The following is a 19,213-nucleotide window of genomic DNA, read 5'->3' as shown; positions in this document are numbered from 1 at the left end:
CTTGGAACGGCGTGCGGCTTTCGCGTTCGTAGTCCTTGCCAACGGGATGATTGTTAGATAATGTAACGCATGGCCATGCGCCTTGTTGCCCTGAACATCGAGTCCATCCCGTTGGGTCACCCTCTGCCTTTTGTGCTGCGTGGCGCGGATGGCGCTTTGCTGGCGCAAAAAGGCGATGCCATTCGCACCCGCGCCGAACTCGATTCGCTGGTGGCGCGCGGCCTGAAGCTCTGCGTGGACACGGACGAATCGGGCGACAGCCACCGTGCGTACCTCGCCCCGCTGCAACAAGGGCTGCTGTCCGACACCTCCCTGGGGCAGATTGCCGCGATGAAGATTCAGGCGGGTGCGCCGTCCGGCGGCGAACGCGGTGGCCAATATGTGCCCGATTGGCCGGAATTGCAGTTGCGCGCCACGCAGCTGCTGCGCGCGCCGCTGGCAGGCGATTTCGAGGGGCGTTTTCAGTCCCTGCACAGTCAACTGATCCGTACCTGCGAGCCAACGCCCGATGCCACGCTGCTGGCGCTGATCTATCTTTCGGCGCAGGAAACCCGCATGTACAGCGCCACCCACGCCATGCTGGTGTGCTGCGTGTGCATGGTGGTGGCGCGCGAAATGCTGCACTGGCCCGATGCGCGGGTGCGGCAGCTGGGCAGCGCTGCGCTCACCATGAATATCGCCATGACAGAGCTGCAGGATCAGCTGGCCCAGCAGTCCCAGCCACTCACCTTGCAGCAGATCGAGGCGGTGCAAGACCACTCCGGCCGCTCCGAGCAGTTGCTTCGCCGGCTCGGTGTTGCAGACCCTGCGTGGCTGGAAGCGGTGCTCTGCCATCACCACCGCACGCCAGGCCCGCTGGCCAAAAGGTCCGAGGCCCGGCAAATGGCGCGCCTGCTGCAGCGCGCCGACATCTTTGGCGCCCGGCTGGCCCCCCGCGTGGCGCGCTCCCCCATGCCGGTCACTGCCGCCATGCAGGCCAGTTACTACGACGAAGCGCGCCAGGTGGACGAGGCCGGCGCGGCGCTGGTAAAGACGCTGGGCGTGTACCCGCCCGGGGTTTTTGTCCGTTTGGCAACCCAGGAAGTGGCGGTGGTGCTGCGGCGTGGCGCAACGGCCACGACGCCCCGGGTGGCTGTGGTGATGAACCGCGAAGGCATGCCCACGGGCGAGATGATTCCGCGTGATACCTCCCAGGCCGCCTGGAAGATTGCCGGCGTGGTGGCCTACCGGGACGTCCGGGTGCCATGGCCCCTGGACCGTTTGCTGGCCCTGGTGTAGCGCAGGCCGCGCGGGGTGCGTGGTTTGTCCGAGGTCAGCATCTTTCCCTTTTTCGTTCCCTTCGCCTCGCTGAATCTGCCATGGCGCGTCCATGGCGCAACGCCCCTGCCATCGGTGGCGACATTCCACGGCGCCCAACCTGCAAGGCCGATCTCCGGCCATTGAGCCACCCTCCGGGTGGCCTCGCGGCCCCCGTTGTGAATGGTGTCCCATCCCCGCGCCAGAACAGGCTGTGTCAGCCGATGCACGCAGTGGCATCAGTGGAAAATACTATTTGGTTTAAATAAATACCAAACGGGGTAAAGTGTGATTAAATAGTAAAAACTCTAGGAGAGCCGCCATGAAATCCACCAAAAAATCCTTCTTTCGCTGCGCAAGGACCCTGTGCGCCGTGGGCCTGGCTGGGGCGGCAATGCTGATGGGCGCGGCGGCGCACTCTGGCGAGGCGCAGGCCTGCCCGGCAACCCTGCAGCACACCTTTGACCGGCTGCAGGATGAAAAGCCGCAGTCGCTGTGCCAGTACAGCGGCAAGGTGGTGCTGATCGTCAACACCGCCAGCTATTGCGGCTTCACGGGGCAATACAAGGGGCTCGAAGAGCTCCATGCCCGCTACAAGGACAAGGGACTGGTGGTGCTCGGGTTCCCGTCCAACGATTTCTCCCAGGAAAGCGGCAGCAACCAGCAGATTGCTGCTTTCTGCGAAAACACCTTCGGTGTGAAATTTCCCATGTTCGCCAAGAGCAGCGTCAAGGGCCCGGAGGCATCGCCCCTGTTTCGCCAGCTGGCGCAGCTGTCGGGCGGGGCACCCCGCTGGAACTTTCACAAATACCTGCTCGGGCGCAACGGCCAGCTGGTGGACAGCTACTCCAGCCTCACGGCACCCGGCAACAAGGGCCTGGTGCGCGCCATCGAGCAGCAACTGGCCACTCCCCAACCCCGGTGATTTCCATGATTTCGTTACGCGCGGCTGATTTTTTTTACGCCACGGGCTGGAACTTTGGCGGTATAACTCCACCCAATAGATTGCAAGAGCGCATTGGGCGCTTTACCAGTTTGACGTTGCGAAGCCTTTCGGGCCCCCGGGTTCCGACTGACCTCCTGGAGCGCTTCTCCTCCCTCCCTCTCTTATTCGTTTCGGGACGCTTCGCAACTTTTTTATTCCAGGCGCCGGCCAGAGGGAGCCGGCCATGAAAGTCGCCATCGTCGGCTCCGGCATCTCCGGACTGTCCGTAGCGCACGAATTGCGCGGCCAGGCGGCCATCACCCTGTATGAAGCGGGCGACTACTTTGGTGGCCACACCCACACGGTGGACGTCACGCTGCCCGATGCGTCGGGCCGATCCGTCACGCATGGCGTGGACACCGGCTTTCTGGTCTTCAACGAGCGCACCTACCCTCAACTCATCCGCCTGCTGGCCGAGCTGGGGGTCGAAACGGCAAAGTCCGACATGTCGTTTTCGGTGCAGGTGCCGGACGCCCTGGGCGGTAGGCGCGCGCTGGAGTGGAGCGGCACCAACCTGAGCACCGTGTTTGCCCAGCGCGCCAATCTGTTCAACCCGCGCTTTCTGGGCATGCTGCGCGACCTGCTGCGGTTCAACCAGTTGTGCACGCGCATTGCTGAGCAGCAGGCCGAGGCAGCGCTGGTGCAGCCTTTGGGCGATTTTTTGCGTCAACACCGCTTCGGCGATGCCTTCCGTGACTGGTACTTCTTGCCCATGCTGGGCTGCATCTGGAGCTGCCCCACCGACCAGATGCTCCAGTTCCCCGTCGCCACCATGATCCGGTTTTGCCACAACCACGGGCTCATCCAGGTCCGCAACCGCCCGCAGTGGTGGACAGTGGCCGGTGGCGCGCGCCACTATGTGGACCAAATCGTGGCGGGCATCGCCGACAAGCGCCTGTCCACGCCCGTGCGCCGCATCGAGCGCGATGCGGCCGGTGTGCGCGTGGTCACCGACGGTGCGGTCGAGCATTTCGACCAGGTGGTGCTGGCCACGCACTCCGACCAGTCCCTGGCCCTGCTGGCCCAGCCCACGATGCAGGAGCGCGCCGTGCTCGGCGCCATCCGCTACCAGGCCAACCGCGCCGTGTTGCACACCGACACCGCGGTGCTGCCCGCGCGCCGCGCCGCCTGGGCTGCATGGAACTACGAGCGCGCCCAGCAGCGCAGCCGCGAATCGGCCCGCGTGTGCCTGCACTACCTCATCAACCAGTTGCAACCCGTGCCGTTTGCGCAGCCCGTGGTGGTGTCGCTCAACCCGGTGCGCGACATTGCGCCCGAGCACGTCATCGGCAGCTATGAATATGCCCACCCCGTGTTCGACCTGGCAGCCATCCGCGCGCAGCAGCAGCTGGGCAAGCTCCAGGGGCAACAGCACACCTGGTTCTGTGGCGCCTGGACGGGCTATGGCTTCCATGAAGACGGCCTCCAATCGGGCCTGGCGGTGGCCGGGCAGCTGCGGGTCGCCATGCCCGCTCCGCTGGCGGAGGCCGCATGACAACGCCTGCGGCGCCCCTGATCGGCTTTGGCCAGGTGCGCCACACACGGCTGCGGCCGACGCGGCATGCGTTTGCCTACCCCACGTTCTTCCTGATGCTGCCGATGCGCAGCCTGGCCAAAGTGCGGGGCGCCCTGGCCGTGAACCGGGCGGGCGTTATCAGCTTTCATGACGTGGACCACGGCGACGGCCGCAGCGCCGCGCAGGGCGGGGCGCTGGCGTGGCTGGACGAGCTGCTGCGCGCCGAAGGCATCACCAACGCCACGGGCGAGGTCTGGCTGCACTGCTACCCGCGCGTGCTGGGCTACACCTTCAAGCCCGTGAGCTTCTGGTACTGCCACCGCGCCGACGCCAGCCTGCGCGCCATCGTGGTCGAGGTAAACAACACTTTTGGCGAACGCCACTGCTACCTGCTCGATGCGCCGCAGTACGGGGTGGAGCAGCAGGCCCGCAAGGTGTTCCATGTGTCGCCGTTCTGCGAGGTGAGCGGCAGCTACCGCTTTCGCTTCATGCGCACCGAGGCCAACGCACAGGACGCGGGCCGCACCGTGGTGCGCATCGATCACGACGACGACACCGGCCCGCTGATCCAGACCAGCGTGAGCGGCACCCTGCACGCCATCACCGCACAGACGTTGCGCCGCGCACTCTGGGGCTACCCCGCCATGACGCTGGCCATCATTGTCCGCATCCACTGGCATGCGCTGCGGCTGTGGCTCAAGCGCGTGCGCTTCCATCGCAAGCCCGAGGCGCCTGCCTCCACCGTGACCCGTTGACCTCCCTGCACGATGAGACCGCCGCCATGAACTCCACCACCGCGCCCCGCACCGCCCCACGATCCGCACAGACGCTGCCTGCCGGCACGCCCGCTGCGGCGCGCACGGCCCTCAGGCTCCTGCAGCGGCTGCAGCATGGCCACCTCACGGTGCAGCTGCCCGACGGTACGCTGCAGCACTTCGGGCATGGCAACGGTCCGTCGGCCGCCATCACGTTCAAGAACTGGAACGTGTGCAGCGCCGCGCTCAGGTCGGGCGACATCGGTTTTGCCGAAAGCTACATCGCGGGCGACTGGACCACGCCGCACCTCACCGACCTGCTCAAGCTCTTCGTTGCCAACCGCCAGCAGGTGGAAGGCGTGATCTACGGCACCTGGGCCGGGCGGCTGCTGTACCGCATCAAGCACCTGCTCAACCGCAACACGCGCGCCAACAGCCAGAAGAACATCCACGCCCACTACGACCTGGGCAACGCGTTCTACGAGTTGTGGCTGGACGACACGATGAACTATTCGTCGGCCTGGTTCGAGGGCGACGCAGGCGGCGACCTGCGCACCGCCCAGCGCGCCAAGGTGCGCCGTGCGTTGCGCATGGCGGGCGTGCAGGCCGGCGACCGCGTGCTGGAGATCGGCTGTGGCTGGGGCGCGCTGGCCGAGATGGCGACCACCGAGTTTGGCGCGTCCCTCACCGGCGTGACGCTGTCCACCGAGCAACTGGCGTTTGCCCAAGAACGCATGGCGGCGCACGGGGTGCAAGCCCAGGCGGACCTGCGCCTGCAGGACTACCGCGACATCCAGGACGGCCCCTACGACGCCATCTGTTCCATCGAGATGGTCGAGGCCGTGGGCCGCGAATTCTGGCCCACCTACTTCCAGGCGGTGAACCGCCTGCTCAAGCCCGGCGGCAAGGCCTGCATCCAGAGCATCGTCATCGACGACAGCCTGTTTGCGCGCTACATCAGCTCCACGGACTTCATCCAGCAGTACATCTTCCCGGGCGGGTGCCTGCCCTGTCCGCGCGAGTTCCGCCGCGAGGCCGAGGCCGCAGGCCTGCGGGTGGTGGACGAATTTGCGTTTGGCCAGGACTACGCCGAAACCCTCAAGCGCTGGCGCGAGCGCTTTCTGGCGCAGCGCACGCAGATCCTGCAGCTGGGGTTTGACCAGCGCTTCCTGCACATCTGGGAGTTCTACCTGGCCTACTGCGAGGCGGCGTTTGCGATGGGCAACATCGATCTGGTGCAGTACACGTTGGCCAAGGACTGAGCAAGGCTATGAAAAATATAGCTACTGCTGCAATATTCGCTGGCGCATTGATGGCTTTGGGCCCTCACACCGCGCTGGCGCAGGTGGCGGAGGCCAGCGCGGCCGCTGCGGCCCCGTTGTCGGGTGCCCGCCTGGCGGGGCAGGGCGTGCTGCGGTTTCTGGGCGTTGAGATCTACCGCGCGCGGCTGTGGGTGCAGCCCGGTTTTGATGCCGACCACTACGCCGCCCACCCCCTGGCGCTGGAGCTGAGCTACCACCGCGACTTTTCGGCCGAGGCCATCGCCAAGCGCTCCATCGAGGAGATGCGCCGCGTGGGCCGCTTCACGCCGCAGCAGGCCACGCGCTGGCAGCAGGCGCTGGCCGCCGCGCTGCCGGACGTGAAGGCGGGCGACCGCCTGCTGGGCCTGTACCAGCCCGGCGCAGGCGCCGTGTTCAAGATGGGCGGGCGCGTGGTGGGCGAAGTGCCCGACGCCGACTTCTCGCGCCTGTTCTTCGGCATCTGGCTCTCGCCCCAGACCTCCGAGCCGGGGTTGCGGCAAGAGCTGATCGCTGCCACCCGCACCCCAGGCCAAGGCCCGCAATGACCGCTCCCACGCCCATCCGCGCCGGCCAAGGCCTGGCCTATGGGCTGCTGGGCCTGCCGCTGGCATTTGTGGCGCTGCCGCTGTATGTGCTGCTGCCCAACCACTATGCGCGCGAGTTCGGCATGCCGCTGGCCACGCTGGGCGCGGTGTTGCTGGCGGCGCGCTTGTTCGATGCGCTGTCCGACCCGCTGCTGGGCCGCCTCTCCGACCACCTGTTCGGCTGCTCGGTGCGCGCCGTGCTGGGCGTGGGCGCGGTGTCGGCCATGGTGCTGGCGCTGGGGCTGACCAGCCTGTTTTTCCCGGTGGTGCGCGGCGCCGATGCGCTCGTCGCCTGGGCGCTCATCGCGCTGCTCATCACCTGCACCGCCTACAGCCAGCTGGGCATTGCGCACCAGTCCTGGGGCGCGCGCCTGGGTGGCGACGAGCTGCAGCGCGGCCGCATCGTGGCCTGGCGCGAGGGCGCCGCGCTGGTGGGCGTGGTGCTGGCTTCGGTGCTGCCGGCGCTGCTGGGGCTGCCGGTCATGCTGAGTGTGTTTGCCATCGGCCTGCTGCTGGGCTGGTGGGCCTGGACGCGGGCCCCGCGTCCCACAGGCCACGCCGGTGCCGTGGCAGGGGTGTACCGCCCGCCACAACGCGCTAGCCTCTGGCGGCCCTGGGGGCGCCCCGCGTTCCGCCGCCTGCTGGCCGTGTTCATGCTCAACGGCATTGCCAGCGCCATCCCGGCCACGCTGGTGCTGTTTTTCATCCAGGACCGCCTCCAGGCGCCGCCCGCGCAAGAGCCGATGTTCCTGGGCACCTATTTCGTCTGTGCCGCGCTGTCGATCCCGCTGTGGCTGCGCGCCGTGGCGCGGTTTGGCCTGGCGCGCACCTGGCTGGCGGGCATGCTGCTGGCGATCGCCGTTTTTGTCTGGACTGCCTTTCTGGGCGCAGGCGATGGGATGCCGTTCCTCGGGGTCTGCGCGCTCTCGGGCGTGGCGTTGGGCACCGATCTGGCCTTGCCCAGCGCCTTGCTGGCCGGCGTGATCGCGGCCGAGGGCGACAGCGGCCAGCACGAGGGTGCGTATTTTGGCTGGTGGAACTTTGCCACCAAGCTCAACCTCGCGCTGGCCGCAGGCCTGGCGCTGCCGCTGCTGGGCTGGCTGGGCTACACCCCCGGCACGCGCAGCGACGACGGCCTGCAAACCCTGGGCCTGGCCTATGCCGTGCTGCCTTGCGTGCTCAAGCTGCTGGCGGCGGGCGCGCTGGTTGCCCTGGTCCTGCGACCCCCCCGAACCTGATCCGACCCCAGGTGAAGTCCATGATGCAACGACGCCTCCTCCTCTCCGCCGCAGTGGCGGCGCCCGGGGTCCTGTCCGGCTGCGCCAGCCAGAACCTGGACGTCTACGCCGGCGAAAAACCGGTGCTGGACCTGGCCCGGTATTTCAACGGCAAGATCGACGCCTACGGCATCTTCCAGGACCGCAGCGGCCAGATCGTCAAACGCTTCACCGTGGTCATGGACTGCGCCTGGAAAGGCAATGAGGGCGTGCTCGATGAAGCCTTCACCTATTCGGACGGCACCACCCAGCGCCGCATCTGGCGCCTGACCCAACATGCCGACGGCCGCTATACCGGCACCGCCGACGATGTGGTGGGCACGGCCAACGGCCAGACGCGCGGCAACGCCTTTCGCTGGAACTACACGCTGGCCCTGCCGGTGGACGGCAAGGTCTACCACGTGGATCTGGACGACTGGATGTACCTCATCGACGACCGGGTGATGCTCAACCGCGCCACCATGCGCAAGCTGGGCGTGCGCCTGGGCGAGATCACGCTGTCCTTCACCAAGCGGCTGCCATGAGCCTCAACCCCCCCCTGCGCGACTGGCATGGCCGCCGTGCCTGGCTGATCGGCGCCAGCAGCGGCATTGGCCGGGCCACGGCGGCGGCGCTGCATGCGCGGGGGGCGCGGGTCATCGTGTCGGCGCGCAACGGCGAGGCGCTCGATGCGTTTGTCGTCCAGCACCCCGGCAGCGCGGCCCTGGCCGTAGACACGGCAGAGCCGGAACAGGTGCAGGCCGCCGCCGCCCAGGTGCTGGCCGGCGGCGCGCCCGACCTGGTGTGCTACTGCGCGGGCTATTACCGCGACATGCGCGCCACCGATTTCGACCTGGCCGTGATGCTGCGCCACGCGCAGATCAACTACAACGGCGTGCTGCATGTGCTGGCCGCCGTGCTGCCCGCCATGCTGGCGGCGGCGCAGGCCGGGCGCCCGGGCCATGTGAGCCTGATCAGCAGCGTGGCAGGGTTCCGGGGCCTGCCCAAGAGCCTGGCTTATGGGCCCACCAAGGCCGCGCTCATCCACCTGGCCGAGGCGCTGTACCTGGATCTGCATGACCTGGGCATGGGCGTGAGCGTGATCAACCCCGGCTTCGTGGCCACACCGCTCACGGCGGGCAACGACTTCACCATGCCCGCGCTGATCTCGCCCGAGGCGGCGGCGGCGGCCATCGTGCAGGGCTGGGAGCGCGGGCATTTCGACATCCACTTTCCCAAGCGCTTCACGCGGGTGATGAAACTGCTGCGCGTGCTGCCGTACCGGTGGTACTTTCCGGCAGTCCGCCAGTTCACCGGTCTTTGAGTTTTCATGCAGCCACCAGAAATCACCGCGTCCACCGAGCAGGCCGTCACCCGCGTGGTGGCCTTCTTTGAACACCTCACGCCGACCGATATCGCCGCCATCGGCCAGTTGTACGCGCCCGATGCGCGCTTCAAGGACCCGTTCAACGAAGTGCAGGGCGTGCCCGCTATTCAAGCCATCTTTGCCCACATGTTCGAGGCGCTGGAGGAGCCCCGTTTCGTGGTCACCGGCCGCGTGGTGCAGGGGTCGCAGTGTTTTCTGACCTGGGATTTCCGGTTCGCATTCAAGAACTTCCACCGGGGCGTGCCCCAGACCGTGCGCGGCGCCTCGCACCTGGTGCTGAACAATCAGGGCCAGGTGGCGCTGCACCGCGACTACTGGGACGCCGCCGAAGAGCTGTACGAAAAACTGCCTGCGGTGGGCGCACTGATGCGCTGGCTGCGGCGGCGCGCCGCCCGGTAACGCTTTGCGTCGGGCCACCAACGCAAATGGCGGCTGGCGCCGGCATTCGCGGTGTGGCGCCCAGGCCCGCGCGGGCGGTCAGAGCGGCCTGGTGTCGGCAAAGCTCGGGCGCAGCATCAGCTTGTCGAGCAGCTTGCCCAGGTTGGGGTACTCGCTGCGCCAGTCGATCTGGGGGAAGCGAAACGCCAGCCAGCCCAGGGCGCAGCCCACGGCGATGTCCGACAGGCTCAGGTGGATGCCGCTGCAAAACGGCTTGTCGCCCAGGCCCTGGCTCATGGACTTGAGGCAGTCGTTCACCTTGTGCAGCTGGCGGTCGATCCAGGCCTGGCTGCGTTCACCGTCCTGGCGGCCCGCCCAGGTGGCCTCCAGCCGCGCGAGGATGGCCGCATCGACCAGGCCGTCGGCCAGCGCCTCCCAGGTCTTGACCTCGGCGCGCTCGCGTCCCTGCGCGGGGATGAGCTTGCCCACGGGCGAGAGCGTATCGAGGTATTCCACGATCACGCGCGAGTCGAACACCGCCTCGCCGCCCTCCATCACCAGGCAGGGCACCTTGCCCAGCGGGTTGGATTGGGCAATGGCGGTGTCATCGGCCCAGACGTTTTCCTGCACGAACTGGTAGTCGAGCTTTTTTTCTGCCATCACGATGCGTACCTTGCGGACGTAAGGACTGGCGTTGGAACCGATCAGTTTCATGTTTCTTCCATTGCGCGGGGTTGTCTGTTCCATACGCTGGCGATTCTATCGGCAGCGGCCCGCGGGGCGCCGACCGGGTGCGCACGCCTACAATCTCGCGCCATGAGCCTGTCCACCATTACCGCCCTGTCGCCGCTTGACGGCCGTTATGCCAGCAAACTTGCCGCCCTGCGGCCCATCATGAGTGAACACGGCTACATGCAACGCCGTGTGCAGGTGGAAGTGGCCTGGTTCATCGCGTTGTCCGATGCCGGATTCGCCGAATTCAAGCCGCTGACCACCGGCGCCCGCGCCTACCTGCTGGGCCTGGTCAAGAATTTCTCCGAGGCCGACTCGGCCGCCATCAAGGAGATCGAGAAAACCACCAACCACGACGTGAAGGCCGTCGAGTACTGGATCAAATCCAAGTTCGAAGCCCGTCCCGAGCTGGAAAAAGCCTCGGAATTCGTGCATTTCGCCTGCACCAGCGAAGACATCAACAACACCAGCCACGCGCTGCAACTGCGCGCGGGCCGCGACCAGGTGGTGCTGCCGGGCCTGGACCGCATCATCCTCAAGCTGCGCGAGATGGCCCACGCCTTTGCCGACGTGCCCATGCTCAGCCGCACCCACGGCCAGACAGCCAGCCCCACCACGGTGGGCAAGGAAATGGCCAACGTGCTCATGCGCCTGCAGGCCGCCAGCGAACGCATTGCGGCCATCAAGATCCTGGGCAAGATGAACGGCGCCGTGGGCAACTACAACGCCCACCTGTCGGCCTGGCCCGATTTCGACTGGGAAGCCTTCAGCAAGAAGGTCATCGAAACCCCCGAGCCACTGGGCCTGGGCCTCACCTTCCAGCCCTATTCCATCCAGATCGAGCCGCACGATTACATGGCCGAGCTGTTCGACGCCGTGGCGCGCGCCAACACCATTTTGGTGGACCTCTCGCGCGACATCTGGGGCTATGTGAGCCTGGGCTACTTCAAGCAGCGCCTGAAGGCCGGCGAGATCGGCTCCAGCACCATGCCGCACAAGGTCAACCCCATCGACTTCGAGAACGCCGAAGGCAACCTGGGCCTGGCCAACGCGCTGCTGCGCCACCTGTCCGAAAAACTGCCCATCAGCCGCTGGCAGCGCGACCTGACCGACAGCACCGTGCTGCGCAACATGGGCGTGGCCCTGGGCTATGCCGCGCTGGCTTACGCCTCGCTGCTCACGGGCCTGAACAAGCTGGAGCTGAACGAGGAAGCCCTGGCCGAAGACCTGGACGCCGCCTGGGAAGTGCTGGCCGAGCCCATCCAGACCGTGATGCGCCGCTATGGCGTGCAGGGTGCCTACGAAAAGCTCAAGGAAGTGACCCGTGGCAAGACCGTGACGGCCGAGGCGCTGCACGCGCTGATCAACGGGCTGGAGATTCCGCAGGCCGACAAGGACCGCCTGCTGGCCATGACGCCCGGCAGCTACACCGGCAAGGCCACCGAACTGGCGCGGCGCGTCTGACCACTGGTTTTTAGCCGTTTTGGCCTCTGGCGTTTGTGTGTCAAGCGCCAGCAGCTATCTATTTCATAGTGAGGCTGCATGGCCATCAAATCCACCATCTTCAAGGCGAACCTTGCGATCGCCGACATCGACCACGGCTACTACGCCGACCACGCGCTCACGCTGGCCCGCCACCCCAGCGAGACCGACGAGCGCATGATGGTGCGGCTGGCGGCGCTGGCCATTCAGGCGCACCAGCTCAATGACCTGTGCAACGGCGACGCCACCCTGGCCTTTGGCGCGGGCCTGTCCGACCCGGACGACCCCGATGCCTCGCTGACCGACTTCACCGGCCGCAAGCGTGTGTGGATCGAGGTGGGCCAGCCCGAGGACAAGCCGCTCACCAAGGCCTGCAGCAAGGCCGATTCGGTGATCGTGTACTGCTTCAACCACGCCGCCGAAGTCTGGTGGAGGGGCATCGAATCCAAGCTCTCGCGGCTCGAAAAATTGCAGGTGTGGCGCATTCCCACCGAGGCCTCGCAGGCGCTGGCGCAGCTGGCCGAGCGCAGCATGCAGCTGCAGGCCACGGTGCAGGAAGGCGCCATCACCCTCAGCAGCACGCAGGGAAGCGTGCATGTGGAGCCGGTGCGCTGGAAATGACTCCACAGCACGGTCCTTAGCGCAGCCATCCATCCACGAAACTGGCGCGGCCCAGGCCAGGGCAGCCGAGCAAGGGCCGCCCCGCAGCGAGGGCTGCGTCCCCCTGCCCGCAGCGCGCAGCGCTGCGAGAGCGGGGGGAAGCGGCAAAGCCGCTCAGGGGGGCTCCTTATCCCCGCGGCATCAGCGCGCCGCACTGCCAGCACTGTTCGAAACCGCCTTCCACCGTCTCGCCGCAGCGGCAGCGCCAGTGGCGCTGTGGCAAGTCCTGCAGCTCCTGCAGCAAGGCCCGGGCGCGGGTGGCGTGTTCGTCGTAGTCGAGCCAGATCTCGGGCAGGCACTGGTCGGGTGGCAGGTGCCCGGCCGCGGCCCCCAGGTATTGCCGCTGCACCGATGCCGCCATGCCCGCCTCGCACAGCAGGTCGGCCCACAGCGTGGCAATGGCGATGTTCGGGGCCTGGGTGAGACGCAGCATGGCCCCACCATAGCGCTTTGCGGCCGGGGCGTACAGGGGCGCGGTCAGGGCGGCGCGGTGCCGCCGGCCCCCTCGGCCGCGCGTTCGGCGTAGCGGTTGAAGCGCCAGGCGGTGTGCTCCAGTGTGATGCGGCGCCACACGGCGCGCTTTTCGGCGGGGCCCATGGCCGGCCAGAACTGCACCTCGTCAAAGCTGCGCCCGCAGCCCTTGCACCAGTCGTCGCCCTGGCTGGTGGAGCAGATGGCAATGCACGGCGTGTCGGGCGTGGTGTCGTACCAGGCCAGCCAGGCGGCCCGCGCTGCGGCCGACAGGCTGTGTTCGTCGGCCTCGTCCTGGTGGCGGAACACCATGCGCGCATACACCTCGCCGAGCGCGCTGATCTCTGGCGCCAGCGCAGCGCCGGCGCTGGCGGGCGCGCGCGCCCGCCAGTGGTTGATGGCGGCTTCGATGTCGGTGATGTGGATGGCGGCCATGGTGGCGGTTGTTGCAGCAGGGACGGGAGGGCAACCGGGCGTGGATCATAGCCGCGCGGTGGCTGGTCAGGGCGAAAAGCTCCTGTTTCCATAGCTGTAAGCGCTTATCTGCAAAGTGCTGCAGGCCATTTTTTCTGGACCGAATGTCCGTGGTGCCGGGGCGGATTCTTGCACGCCCGGCGCGGCATGTGTTCCAATCGCCGCTTCGAAGGGGAGTAGCTCCCGACATGTGCTTCGGCCGCGCCACCTGTTGGCCACCGGACGCATGGCATCGGAACCGTCGTCAATACGAAGCATCGCTTCCGGCGGTCCGGGTTCAGCGCACGCCAGAGTGCTGAACCGAGCAAGACCTTTGATGGGCCCGCTGTGGGCTGATCAAGGCCGTCCCCTCGCACGCTCTGCCCCCTGCGGCAGGCCCCTGATCCGCCCGTTGCAGACCCTCTATTCCCGGGAACGGCTCGGCGCTACAGTGGCAGCCAGGTCGTCCTTTCACCCATTGATATTGAGGAATTTATGGACTTTCTGGCATCGCCCGAATTCTGGCTCGCACTCGGCCAGATCATCATCATCGACATCCTGCTGGGTGGCGACAACGCAGTGGTCATTGCGCTGGCCTGCCGCAAACTGCCACCCGCCCAGCGCACCAAGGGCATCATCTGGGGCACGGCGGGTGCCATCGTGCTGCGCGTGATCCTGATCGCGTTTGCCATGACGCTGCTGGCGCTGCCGTTCCTCAAGTTCGTGGGTGCGCTGCTGCTGGTGTGGATTGGCGTCAAGCTGCTGGCCCCCGATGAAGACGGCCATGGCGACATCCAGACCAGCGACAAGCTGCTGGCCGCCATCAAGACCATCATCGTGGCCGACCTGGTGATGAGCGTGGACAACGTGATCGCCATTGCCGGCGCCGCGCAGAACGCGGGTGAGCACCAGTTCCTGCTGGTGGTGCTGGGCCTGTTGATCTCGATCCCCATCATCGTCTGGGGCAGCCAGCTGGTCATCAAGCTCATGGAGCGCTTCCCCTTCATCATCACGCTCGGCGGCATGCTGCTGGGCTGGATCGCGGGCGGCATGCTGGTGACCGACCCGGTCTTTGCGAACCCCGACAAGTGGCAGTGGATGCTGAAGATCGCGCAAACCGACACCATCCGCTATGCAGCCAGCGTGGCCGGCGCGCTGCTGGTGCTGGCGGCTGGCAAGGTGATCCTGGCGCGCCGCGCCACCGCTGCGCCTGCCGAGGGCTGAGGGTGCCTTTGCACGTGCCAGCGTGCGCGCTGGCAACCGGCTGACGCAAAGGGGGCTGCATGCCCCCTTTGTCATGGCCCGCTTTTTTCGGAGGTGGTATGGACAAAGTCATTGTGTACGTGGACGACGCCGCCCAGGCGCAGCAGATCCTGGCGCCCTTGCTGGCAACGGAGATCGCTGCCGAGACGCATTGGGTGCTGGTGGCCTGCGCACCGCGCATGACGCACCGCATCAGCAAATGGGTGAGCCATCGCACCCGCGAGAACTGGCGCGACAAATGGGCCGAGAAGCTGTTTGCGCAACTGCTGCCTTGGCTGCCGTCGGGTGGCAGCAGCGTGACCACCGTGCTGGCCAAAGGCCCCTTGCCGGAGCTGGTCGCGCAACTGCAGGCCGAGCTGGGCGCCGCCCGCGTGGTCGATGCCCGCCGGCCCAGGCACGATGCCGCCGCCGAACCCGTTCCTGCGCGCCTGTCGTTCCCTGGCACCTTGCCCAGCCTGCTGACCGGATTGGGCGCCCTGCTGGCGCTGGACCTGGCGTAATCCAGCGCGCGCAGGGCCGTCTGCCAAGGCAGGCGCGGTGCTATCCTGCGCGCATGAAACTCCTCCTCAAATGGCTGCTCAGCGCTGCGGCGCTGCTGCTGGTGGCCTACCTCTACAGCGGCGTGCAAGTGCAAAGCTTTGCGTCGGCGCTGATTGCCGCCTTCGTCATCGGCCTGTTCAATGCCGTGTTGCGCCCCGTGCTGGTGGTGCTGACGCTGCCGGTGACCCTGGTCACCGTGGGCCTGTTTCTGTTCGTGATCAATGCCCTCATGTTCTGGGCTGCCGCGGGTGTGCTGGACGGCTTTCACGTGACCGGCTTTGGCGCCGCCTTGCTGGGCTCGCTGATCTATTCGCTGCTGGGGCTGCTGATCGAATCAGCGCTCGGCGGCCTGTTCCTTCAGAAGTGACTCCATCGCACGCAGGCGCGTGTCGATGATGGACGCCTCGATGTAATCGGCAGCGCTGCTGCTTTTGCGCGCCAGATCCTGCCCGGCCTTGAAGCGGTCCACCGCGGCGGCATAGTCGTAGCGGGCGGCGTGCGATTCGGCCTCGGCACGCACGGCACGCAGCGGCTGCCCCTGCGCCTGCCAGGTGCTCGCCAGCAACTGCCACACCGTGGCATCGTGCGGGTGGGTGGTCACCCAGGTCTGCAGGGCGCCCGTCACCTCGGCGGCGCGTCCCAGGCGCAGCAGGGCCTGGGTGCGCAGCACCAGCTCGGGCCGGCCCGTTTCTGCCGGCAACCGCTGCAGCGCCGCTTCGGGCAGACCTGCCGCCAACGCGATCTCGGCCGCCAGCCGCTGCGATTGCCGCTGGGCGGCAGCATCGCCACGCACCACCTCATCCAGCCGCGCCTGGGCCGTGCGCGCGGCTGCAAAATCGCGCAATTGGTTGCTGGCCAGCGCTGCGGTGTACAGCGCAGCGGCGCGGCGCGGCGCGGGCTGGCTGGCAAAGCCGCTGTTTTGCGGTTCGCTGATCCATAGCCGCAGCGCATCCACGCCGGGGTTCGACAGCACGCGGGCCCGGGCCGCCACCAGGGCGTGCTCCAGGCCAGGCTGCGGTGGCGGCGCCGCGCCGCCGGGCGGCAGGCGTGAGTGCATGTCGGCCATGCGCTGGGTGGTCAGCGGGTGGCTGCGCAGATAAGGCCATGAGCCGTTGTCGTTGAGGCGGTTGGCTTGCTGCAGCTTGTCGAACATGCTCACGAAACCCTGGGGCGCAAACCCCGAAGGCTCCATCAGCCCGTAGCCGATGCGGTCGGCCTCGCGCTCCATGTCGCGCGAGAAATTGAGCTGATTCTGCATGGCCACCGCCTGACCGCCCACCATCATGGCCTGGGCGGCCCCCGGGTTCTTGCTGGCGGCCAGCGCGGCCAGCACCATCGCCCCCAGCAGCAAGGGCGTCTGCTTGCTTTGCTGTGCCATCAGGCGCGAGATATGCCGTTGCGTGACATGGCTCAACTCGTGCGCCAGCACCGAGGCCAGCTCGTCGCGCGTGGCCACCACGCCAATCAGCCCCAGATGCACGCCCAGGTAGCCACCCGGCAGCGCAAAGGCATTGACGGTGCGGTCGCGTCCCAGCAGCACCTCCCAGGCAAAGCGCTCCTCGAGCTCGGGCGAGAGCTCGCCGCGCGCGCGAGCCGCCGCCAGCAGCGCCTGCCACAGCCCCTGCACATATTCCACCAGCACCGGGTCATCGATGTAGTCGGGGTCGCGGTACAGCTCGCGGATGATGCGGTCGCCCAGGCGGCGCTCTTCACCCGTGGTGAGCGCGCTGCCGTCGCCCAGCGTGGGCAGGCTGGGCTGGGCCTTGGCGGACAACGGCATCAAAGCAGAAAATGCTACCAATAAAGAAGCCGTTAGCGCATTTTTGGCAAGCGCTTGAGGTAGTTTGGGCCATTTTCTCAACCGAGCGGAGGCCGTGGCCATCATGGGGGGCGAGGGGGTGCGCTTGCGATTCCACATGAACGTATGATGCCCCGTCCTCGCAAAGTTTCCCACCTACTTCATTCGGTTACCTCGCCATGTCCGCACTCACCCATTTCGACGCCCAGGGCCAGGCCCACATGGTCGACGTGGCCGCCAAGGCCGCCACGCACCGCATCGCCATCGCCAGCGGCCGCATCGAAATGCTGCCCACCACCCTGGCCCTCATCGAGGCCGGCAACGCCAAAAAGGGCGACGTGCTCGGCATTGCCCGCATCGCCGGCATCATGGCCGCCAAGAAAACCAGCGACCTCATTCCCCTGTGCCATCCGCTCGCGCTCACCCGCGTTGCTCTTGAATTTGAAGCGGCCAGCACACGCCAACCGGACGCTATAGGCATATTTTGCGCGGCCACCGTGGAAACTGTAGGCCCCACCGGCGTAGAGATGGAAGCCCTCACCGCCGTGCAGATCGCCCTGCTCACCATCTATGACATGTGCAAGGCCGTGGACCGGGGCATGTCCATCCACGATGTGCGCGTGGTGGAGAAGCATGGGGGGAAGTCGGGGAGTTTTGTGGCGGGGGCGTAAGCCATTGATTTGTATATGATTTTCTGAAATTCGTAGTGGATACCCAGTCAGGGTTTTGGGACTGACCTCGGGCGTCCGCAAACTCCTTTCTTGCAAAAAATCACTTCTTGCTCCTCGTTTGCTCCACTCGGGAGAAACGATGGCATCCATCAGAAAGCACGGAAAAAGTTGGCAGGTGCGTGTGCGCCGCCACGGCTTTCCTATCGAAATCAAGACGTTTTCCAGCAAAGCTGAGGCAGAGTGTATCCGTCCGAAGCGGGAGACGCTGTGGAGTTTGCCAGCGTGGGGCTGAGCGTCCCGATGGAGCGGCTGTATGAGGATGCGCGCGTGGGCACTGTCGTGCCCCAGTCGGGCGCATTGCCTACGGCACCAGCCGGTAATTGATTGGAATCCGACCCCAATTATTGCGGCCCCAATTATTGATTCGGCCCGGCGAAGTTTGAACCGTTCGCCCTGATCTTGTCGAAGGGCTTCGACAAGCCTGTCCTGAGCGTGGTCCAAGGGCGCAGTCTGAACGGAAGTTGATACGTCAAAAGGCCGGATCAGTAATTCCTACCAGCGTTTGGGCGGCCGACGTGACGTGTGGAACACGCGCAGCACTTCCACCACCTCGCCACGCACGCGGTAAGGTACCAGATAGCGGGTTTTGCTCACCACCAGTTCACGCGTGCCCGGTACTCGGCCTGGCCGGCCGATACCCGGTTGCAATGCAAGTACCGCCACGGCGTCGAGCACCCGGCTCACCACCTGGCGCGCCGCCTGCGGGTCGTCGGCGGCAATGAATTCGGCTTCATGGTCCAGGTTGCGCAGCGCCACAGCAAGCCACTTAACCTGCACGCGGCACCCACTTCTCCGTCAACGCTTGAACCTCAGCATCGCTGGCGAATGCGCCTGCGTCGGCCTCAATCAGTGCCGCGCGAATTTCGTGAATCTGCCACTCGTTGAGCTCGACGTATTCACGGATCGCTTCAGCCGCCAGCCAGGATTTACTGCGATGCGTGGCGTCGGCCAGAACATCGAGACGTCCTTTAATGTCGGGTTCCAGTCGGATGGTCATCGTGGTGGACATGGATATTATCCTTGGGGGCATCTGAGTAGCATACAGTGTACACATCAAAGCACGAATAAGCACATGCCGCTGCTTTGACGGCTTGTCGGTTGTGGCAGTTCACCGCTTGGAATTCATCGAAACAGTAGAAAATTGGAATCTGACCCTAATTGTGTACTGTGCCATCCGCTCGCGCTCACCCGCGTTGATCTTGAATTTGAAGCGGCCAGCACACGCCAACCGGACGCTACGGGCATATTTTGCGCGGCCACCGTGGAAACCGTAGGCCCCACCGGCGTAGAGATGGAAGCCCTCACCGCCGTGCAGATCGCCCTGCTCACCATCTATGACATGTGCAAGGCCGTGGACCGGGGCATGTCCATCCACGACGTGCGCGTGGTGGAAAAGCACGGGGGGAAGTCGGGGAGTTTTGTGGCTGTTGAGTAAGCCATTGATTTGTATATGATTTTCTGAAATTCGTAATGGATACCCAGTCAGGGTTTTGGTACTGACCTCGGGCGTTCGCAAACTCCCTTCTTGCAAAAAATCACTTCTTGCTCCTCGTTTGCTCCACTCGGGAGAAACGATGGCATCCATCAGAAAGCACGGAAGCAGTTGGCAGGTGCGTGTGCGCCGC

The 19,213-nt window shown here is 66.1% G+C and carries 22 protein-coding genes and 1 pseudogene; 17 read left to right on the top strand and 6 right to left on the bottom strand.

Annotation, left to right across the window (positions count from 1 at the left end):
- The first annotated feature begins 75 nt into the window (after window positions 1–75).
- The 10 genes from AC1Q5S_RS03675 to AC1Q5S_RS03630 all read left to right on the top strand — a co-directional run bounded on the left by AC1Q5S_RS03675 (window position 76) and on the right by AC1Q5S_RS03630 (window position 9,479).
- Complete coding sequence (locus AC1Q5S_RS03675) at window positions 76–1,278, top strand: HD-GYP domain-containing protein (protein ID WP_422203828.1); 1,203 nt, start codon at window positions 76–78, stop codon at window positions 1,276–1,278.
- Window positions 1,279–1,618: 340 nt separating this feature from the next.
- A complete protein-coding gene (locus AC1Q5S_RS03670) occupies window positions 1,619–2,221 on the top strand; it encodes a glutathione peroxidase (protein ID WP_422203784.1) in 603 nt (200 codons plus the stop codon).
- Between the two features lie 244 nt (window positions 2,222–2,465).
- The gene (locus AC1Q5S_RS03665) at window positions 2,466–3,776 is read left to right on the top strand and encodes an NAD(P)/FAD-dependent oxidoreductase (protein WP_422203786.1); all 1,311 of its coding nucleotides are present in this window, start codon (window positions 2,466–2,468) and stop codon (window positions 3,774–3,776) included.
- Complete coding sequence (locus AC1Q5S_RS03660) at window positions 3,773–4,552, top strand: DUF1365 domain-containing protein (RefSeq protein WP_303833669.1); 780 nt, start codon at window positions 3,773–3,775, stop codon at window positions 4,550–4,552. Before AC1Q5S_RS03665 ends, AC1Q5S_RS03660 begins: the two co-directional genes overlap by 4 nt.
- A gap of 26 nt (window positions 4,553–4,578) precedes the next feature.
- Window positions 4,579–5,814, top strand: coding sequence for a class I SAM-dependent methyltransferase (locus tag AC1Q5S_RS03655; protein WP_422203789.1), 1,236 nt, complete (start codon window positions 4,579–4,581; stop codon window positions 5,812–5,814).
- Between the two features lie 50 nt (window positions 5,815–5,864).
- Window positions 5,865–6,398: a chalcone isomerase family protein gene (locus AC1Q5S_RS03650; RefSeq protein WP_422203791.1), complete on the top strand. Its 534-nt coding sequence runs from the start codon at window positions 5,865–5,867 to the stop codon at window positions 6,396–6,398.
- On the top strand, window positions 6,395–7,675 hold the full coding sequence (locus AC1Q5S_RS03645) for an MFS transporter (protein ID WP_303833672.1): 1,281 nt from the start codon (window positions 6,395–6,397) through the stop codon (window positions 7,673–7,675). The genes AC1Q5S_RS03650 and AC1Q5S_RS03645 overlap by 4 nt, the downstream gene beginning before the upstream one ends.
- A gap of 20 nt (window positions 7,676–7,695) precedes the next feature.
- Window positions 7,696–8,238, top strand: coding sequence for a DUF3833 domain-containing protein (locus AC1Q5S_RS03640; protein WP_422203793.1), 543 nt, complete (start codon window positions 7,696–7,698; stop codon window positions 8,236–8,238).
- Window positions 8,235–9,017, top strand: a complete 783-nt coding sequence (locus AC1Q5S_RS03635) for an SDR family NAD(P)-dependent oxidoreductase (protein WP_422203795.1) — start codon at window positions 8,235–8,237, stop codon at window positions 9,015–9,017. The genes AC1Q5S_RS03640 and AC1Q5S_RS03635 overlap by 4 nt, the downstream gene beginning before the upstream one ends.
- Window positions 9,018–9,023: 6 nt before the next feature.
- On the top strand, window positions 9,024–9,479 hold the full coding sequence (locus AC1Q5S_RS03630) for a nuclear transport factor 2 family protein (RefSeq protein WP_422203797.1): 456 nt from the start codon (window positions 9,024–9,026) through the stop codon (window positions 9,477–9,479).
- Between the two features lie 78 nt (window positions 9,480–9,557).
- On the opposite strand, the gene AC1Q5S_RS03625 is transcribed toward AC1Q5S_RS03630, so the two are convergent.
- A complete protein-coding gene (locus AC1Q5S_RS03625; RefSeq protein ID WP_303833677.1) occupies window positions 9,558–10,172 on the bottom strand; it encodes a glutathione S-transferase N-terminal domain-containing protein in 615 nt (204 codons plus the stop codon).
- A 102-nt stretch (window positions 10,173–10,274) separates the two neighbouring features.
- Between AC1Q5S_RS03625 and purB the strand changes: the two genes are divergently transcribed.
- A complete protein-coding gene (purB, locus tag AC1Q5S_RS03620; protein WP_303833678.1) occupies window positions 10,275–11,654 on the top strand; it encodes an adenylosuccinate lyase in 1,380 nt (459 codons plus the stop codon).
- A 78-nt stretch (window positions 11,655–11,732) separates the two neighbouring features.
- The gene (locus tag AC1Q5S_RS03615) at window positions 11,733–12,293 is read left to right on the top strand and encodes a YaeQ family protein (protein ID WP_303833679.1); all 561 of its coding nucleotides are present in this window, start codon (window positions 11,733–11,735) and stop codon (window positions 12,291–12,293) included.
- A gap of 166 nt (window positions 12,294–12,459) precedes the next feature.
- Here the strand turns inward: AC1Q5S_RS03615 and AC1Q5S_RS03610 are convergent, their stop codons facing one another.
- Together AC1Q5S_RS03610 and AC1Q5S_RS03605 are read right to left on the bottom strand one after the other, a co-directional pair.
- On the bottom strand, window positions 12,460–12,765 hold the full coding sequence (locus AC1Q5S_RS03610) for a putative signal transducing protein (RefSeq protein WP_422203800.1): 306 nt from the start codon (window positions 12,763–12,765) through the stop codon (window positions 12,460–12,462).
- 44 nt (window positions 12,766–12,809) lie between these two features.
- On the bottom strand, window positions 12,810–13,238 hold the full coding sequence (locus AC1Q5S_RS03605) for a DUF3717 domain-containing protein (protein ID WP_422203802.1): 429 nt from the start codon (window positions 13,236–13,238) through the stop codon (window positions 12,810–12,812).
- A gap of 513 nt (window positions 13,239–13,751) precedes the next feature.
- Here AC1Q5S_RS03605 and AC1Q5S_RS03600 point away from each other — a divergent pair.
- The 3 genes from AC1Q5S_RS03600 (at window position 13,752) to AC1Q5S_RS03590 (ending at window position 15,426) form a co-directional block, all read left to right on the top strand.
- A complete protein-coding gene (locus tag AC1Q5S_RS03600) occupies window positions 13,752–14,480 on the top strand; it encodes a TerC family protein (RefSeq protein WP_303833682.1) in 729 nt (242 codons plus the stop codon).
- A gap of 98 nt (window positions 14,481–14,578) precedes the next feature.
- Complete coding sequence (locus AC1Q5S_RS03595) at window positions 14,579–15,019, top strand: hypothetical protein (RefSeq protein WP_422203805.1); 441 nt, start codon at window positions 14,579–14,581, stop codon at window positions 15,017–15,019.
- Window positions 15,020–15,072: 53 nt separating this feature from the next.
- A complete protein-coding gene (locus AC1Q5S_RS03590; RefSeq protein ID WP_303833684.1) occupies window positions 15,073–15,426 on the top strand; it encodes a phage holin family protein in 354 nt (117 codons plus the stop codon).
- On the opposite strand, the gene AC1Q5S_RS03585 is transcribed toward AC1Q5S_RS03590, so the two are convergent.
- Window positions 15,394–16,941, bottom strand: coding sequence for a M48 family metalloprotease (locus AC1Q5S_RS03585; protein WP_492238404.1), 1,548 nt, complete (start codon window positions 16,939–16,941; stop codon window positions 15,394–15,396). The genes AC1Q5S_RS03590 and AC1Q5S_RS03585 overlap by 33 nt on opposite strands.
- Before the next feature lie 95 nt (window positions 16,942–17,036).
- Here AC1Q5S_RS03585 and moaC point away from each other — a divergent pair, with 95 nt between their 5' ends.
- Window positions 17,037–17,528 carry a cyclic pyranopterin monophosphate synthase MoaC gene (gene moaC, locus AC1Q5S_RS03580; RefSeq protein WP_492238353.1) on the top strand — a complete coding sequence of 164 codons (492 nt, stop codon included), beginning with the start codon at window positions 17,037–17,039 and terminating at the stop codon, window positions 17,526–17,528.
- Window positions 17,529–18,080: 552 nt separating this feature from the next.
- Here the strand turns inward: moaC and AC1Q5S_RS03575 are convergent.
- Entirely contained in the window at window positions 18,081–18,365 is a 285-nt protein-coding gene (locus tag AC1Q5S_RS03575) for a type II toxin-antitoxin system RelE/ParE family toxin (protein ID WP_422203811.1), read from the bottom strand.
- On the bottom strand, window positions 18,355–18,597 hold the full coding sequence (locus AC1Q5S_RS03570; protein ID WP_422203813.1) for a CopG family ribbon-helix-helix protein: 243 nt from the start codon (window positions 18,595–18,597) through the stop codon (window positions 18,355–18,357). Before AC1Q5S_RS03570 ends, AC1Q5S_RS03575 begins: the two co-directional genes overlap by 11 nt.
- A 156-nt stretch (window positions 18,598–18,753) precedes the next feature.
- Between AC1Q5S_RS03570 and AC1Q5S_RS03565 the strand changes: the two are divergent.
- Window positions 18,754–19,023: pseudogene (locus tag AC1Q5S_RS03565) on the top strand (cyclic pyranopterin monophosphate synthase MoaC); the annotation flags it as partial.
- Window positions 19,024–19,213: the final 190 nt, after the last annotated feature.

It is taken from the genome of Acidovorax sp. GW835-FHT14B10 (assembly GCF_058793725.1).
This window is presented reverse-complemented; position numbering and strand designations above follow the sequence as displayed.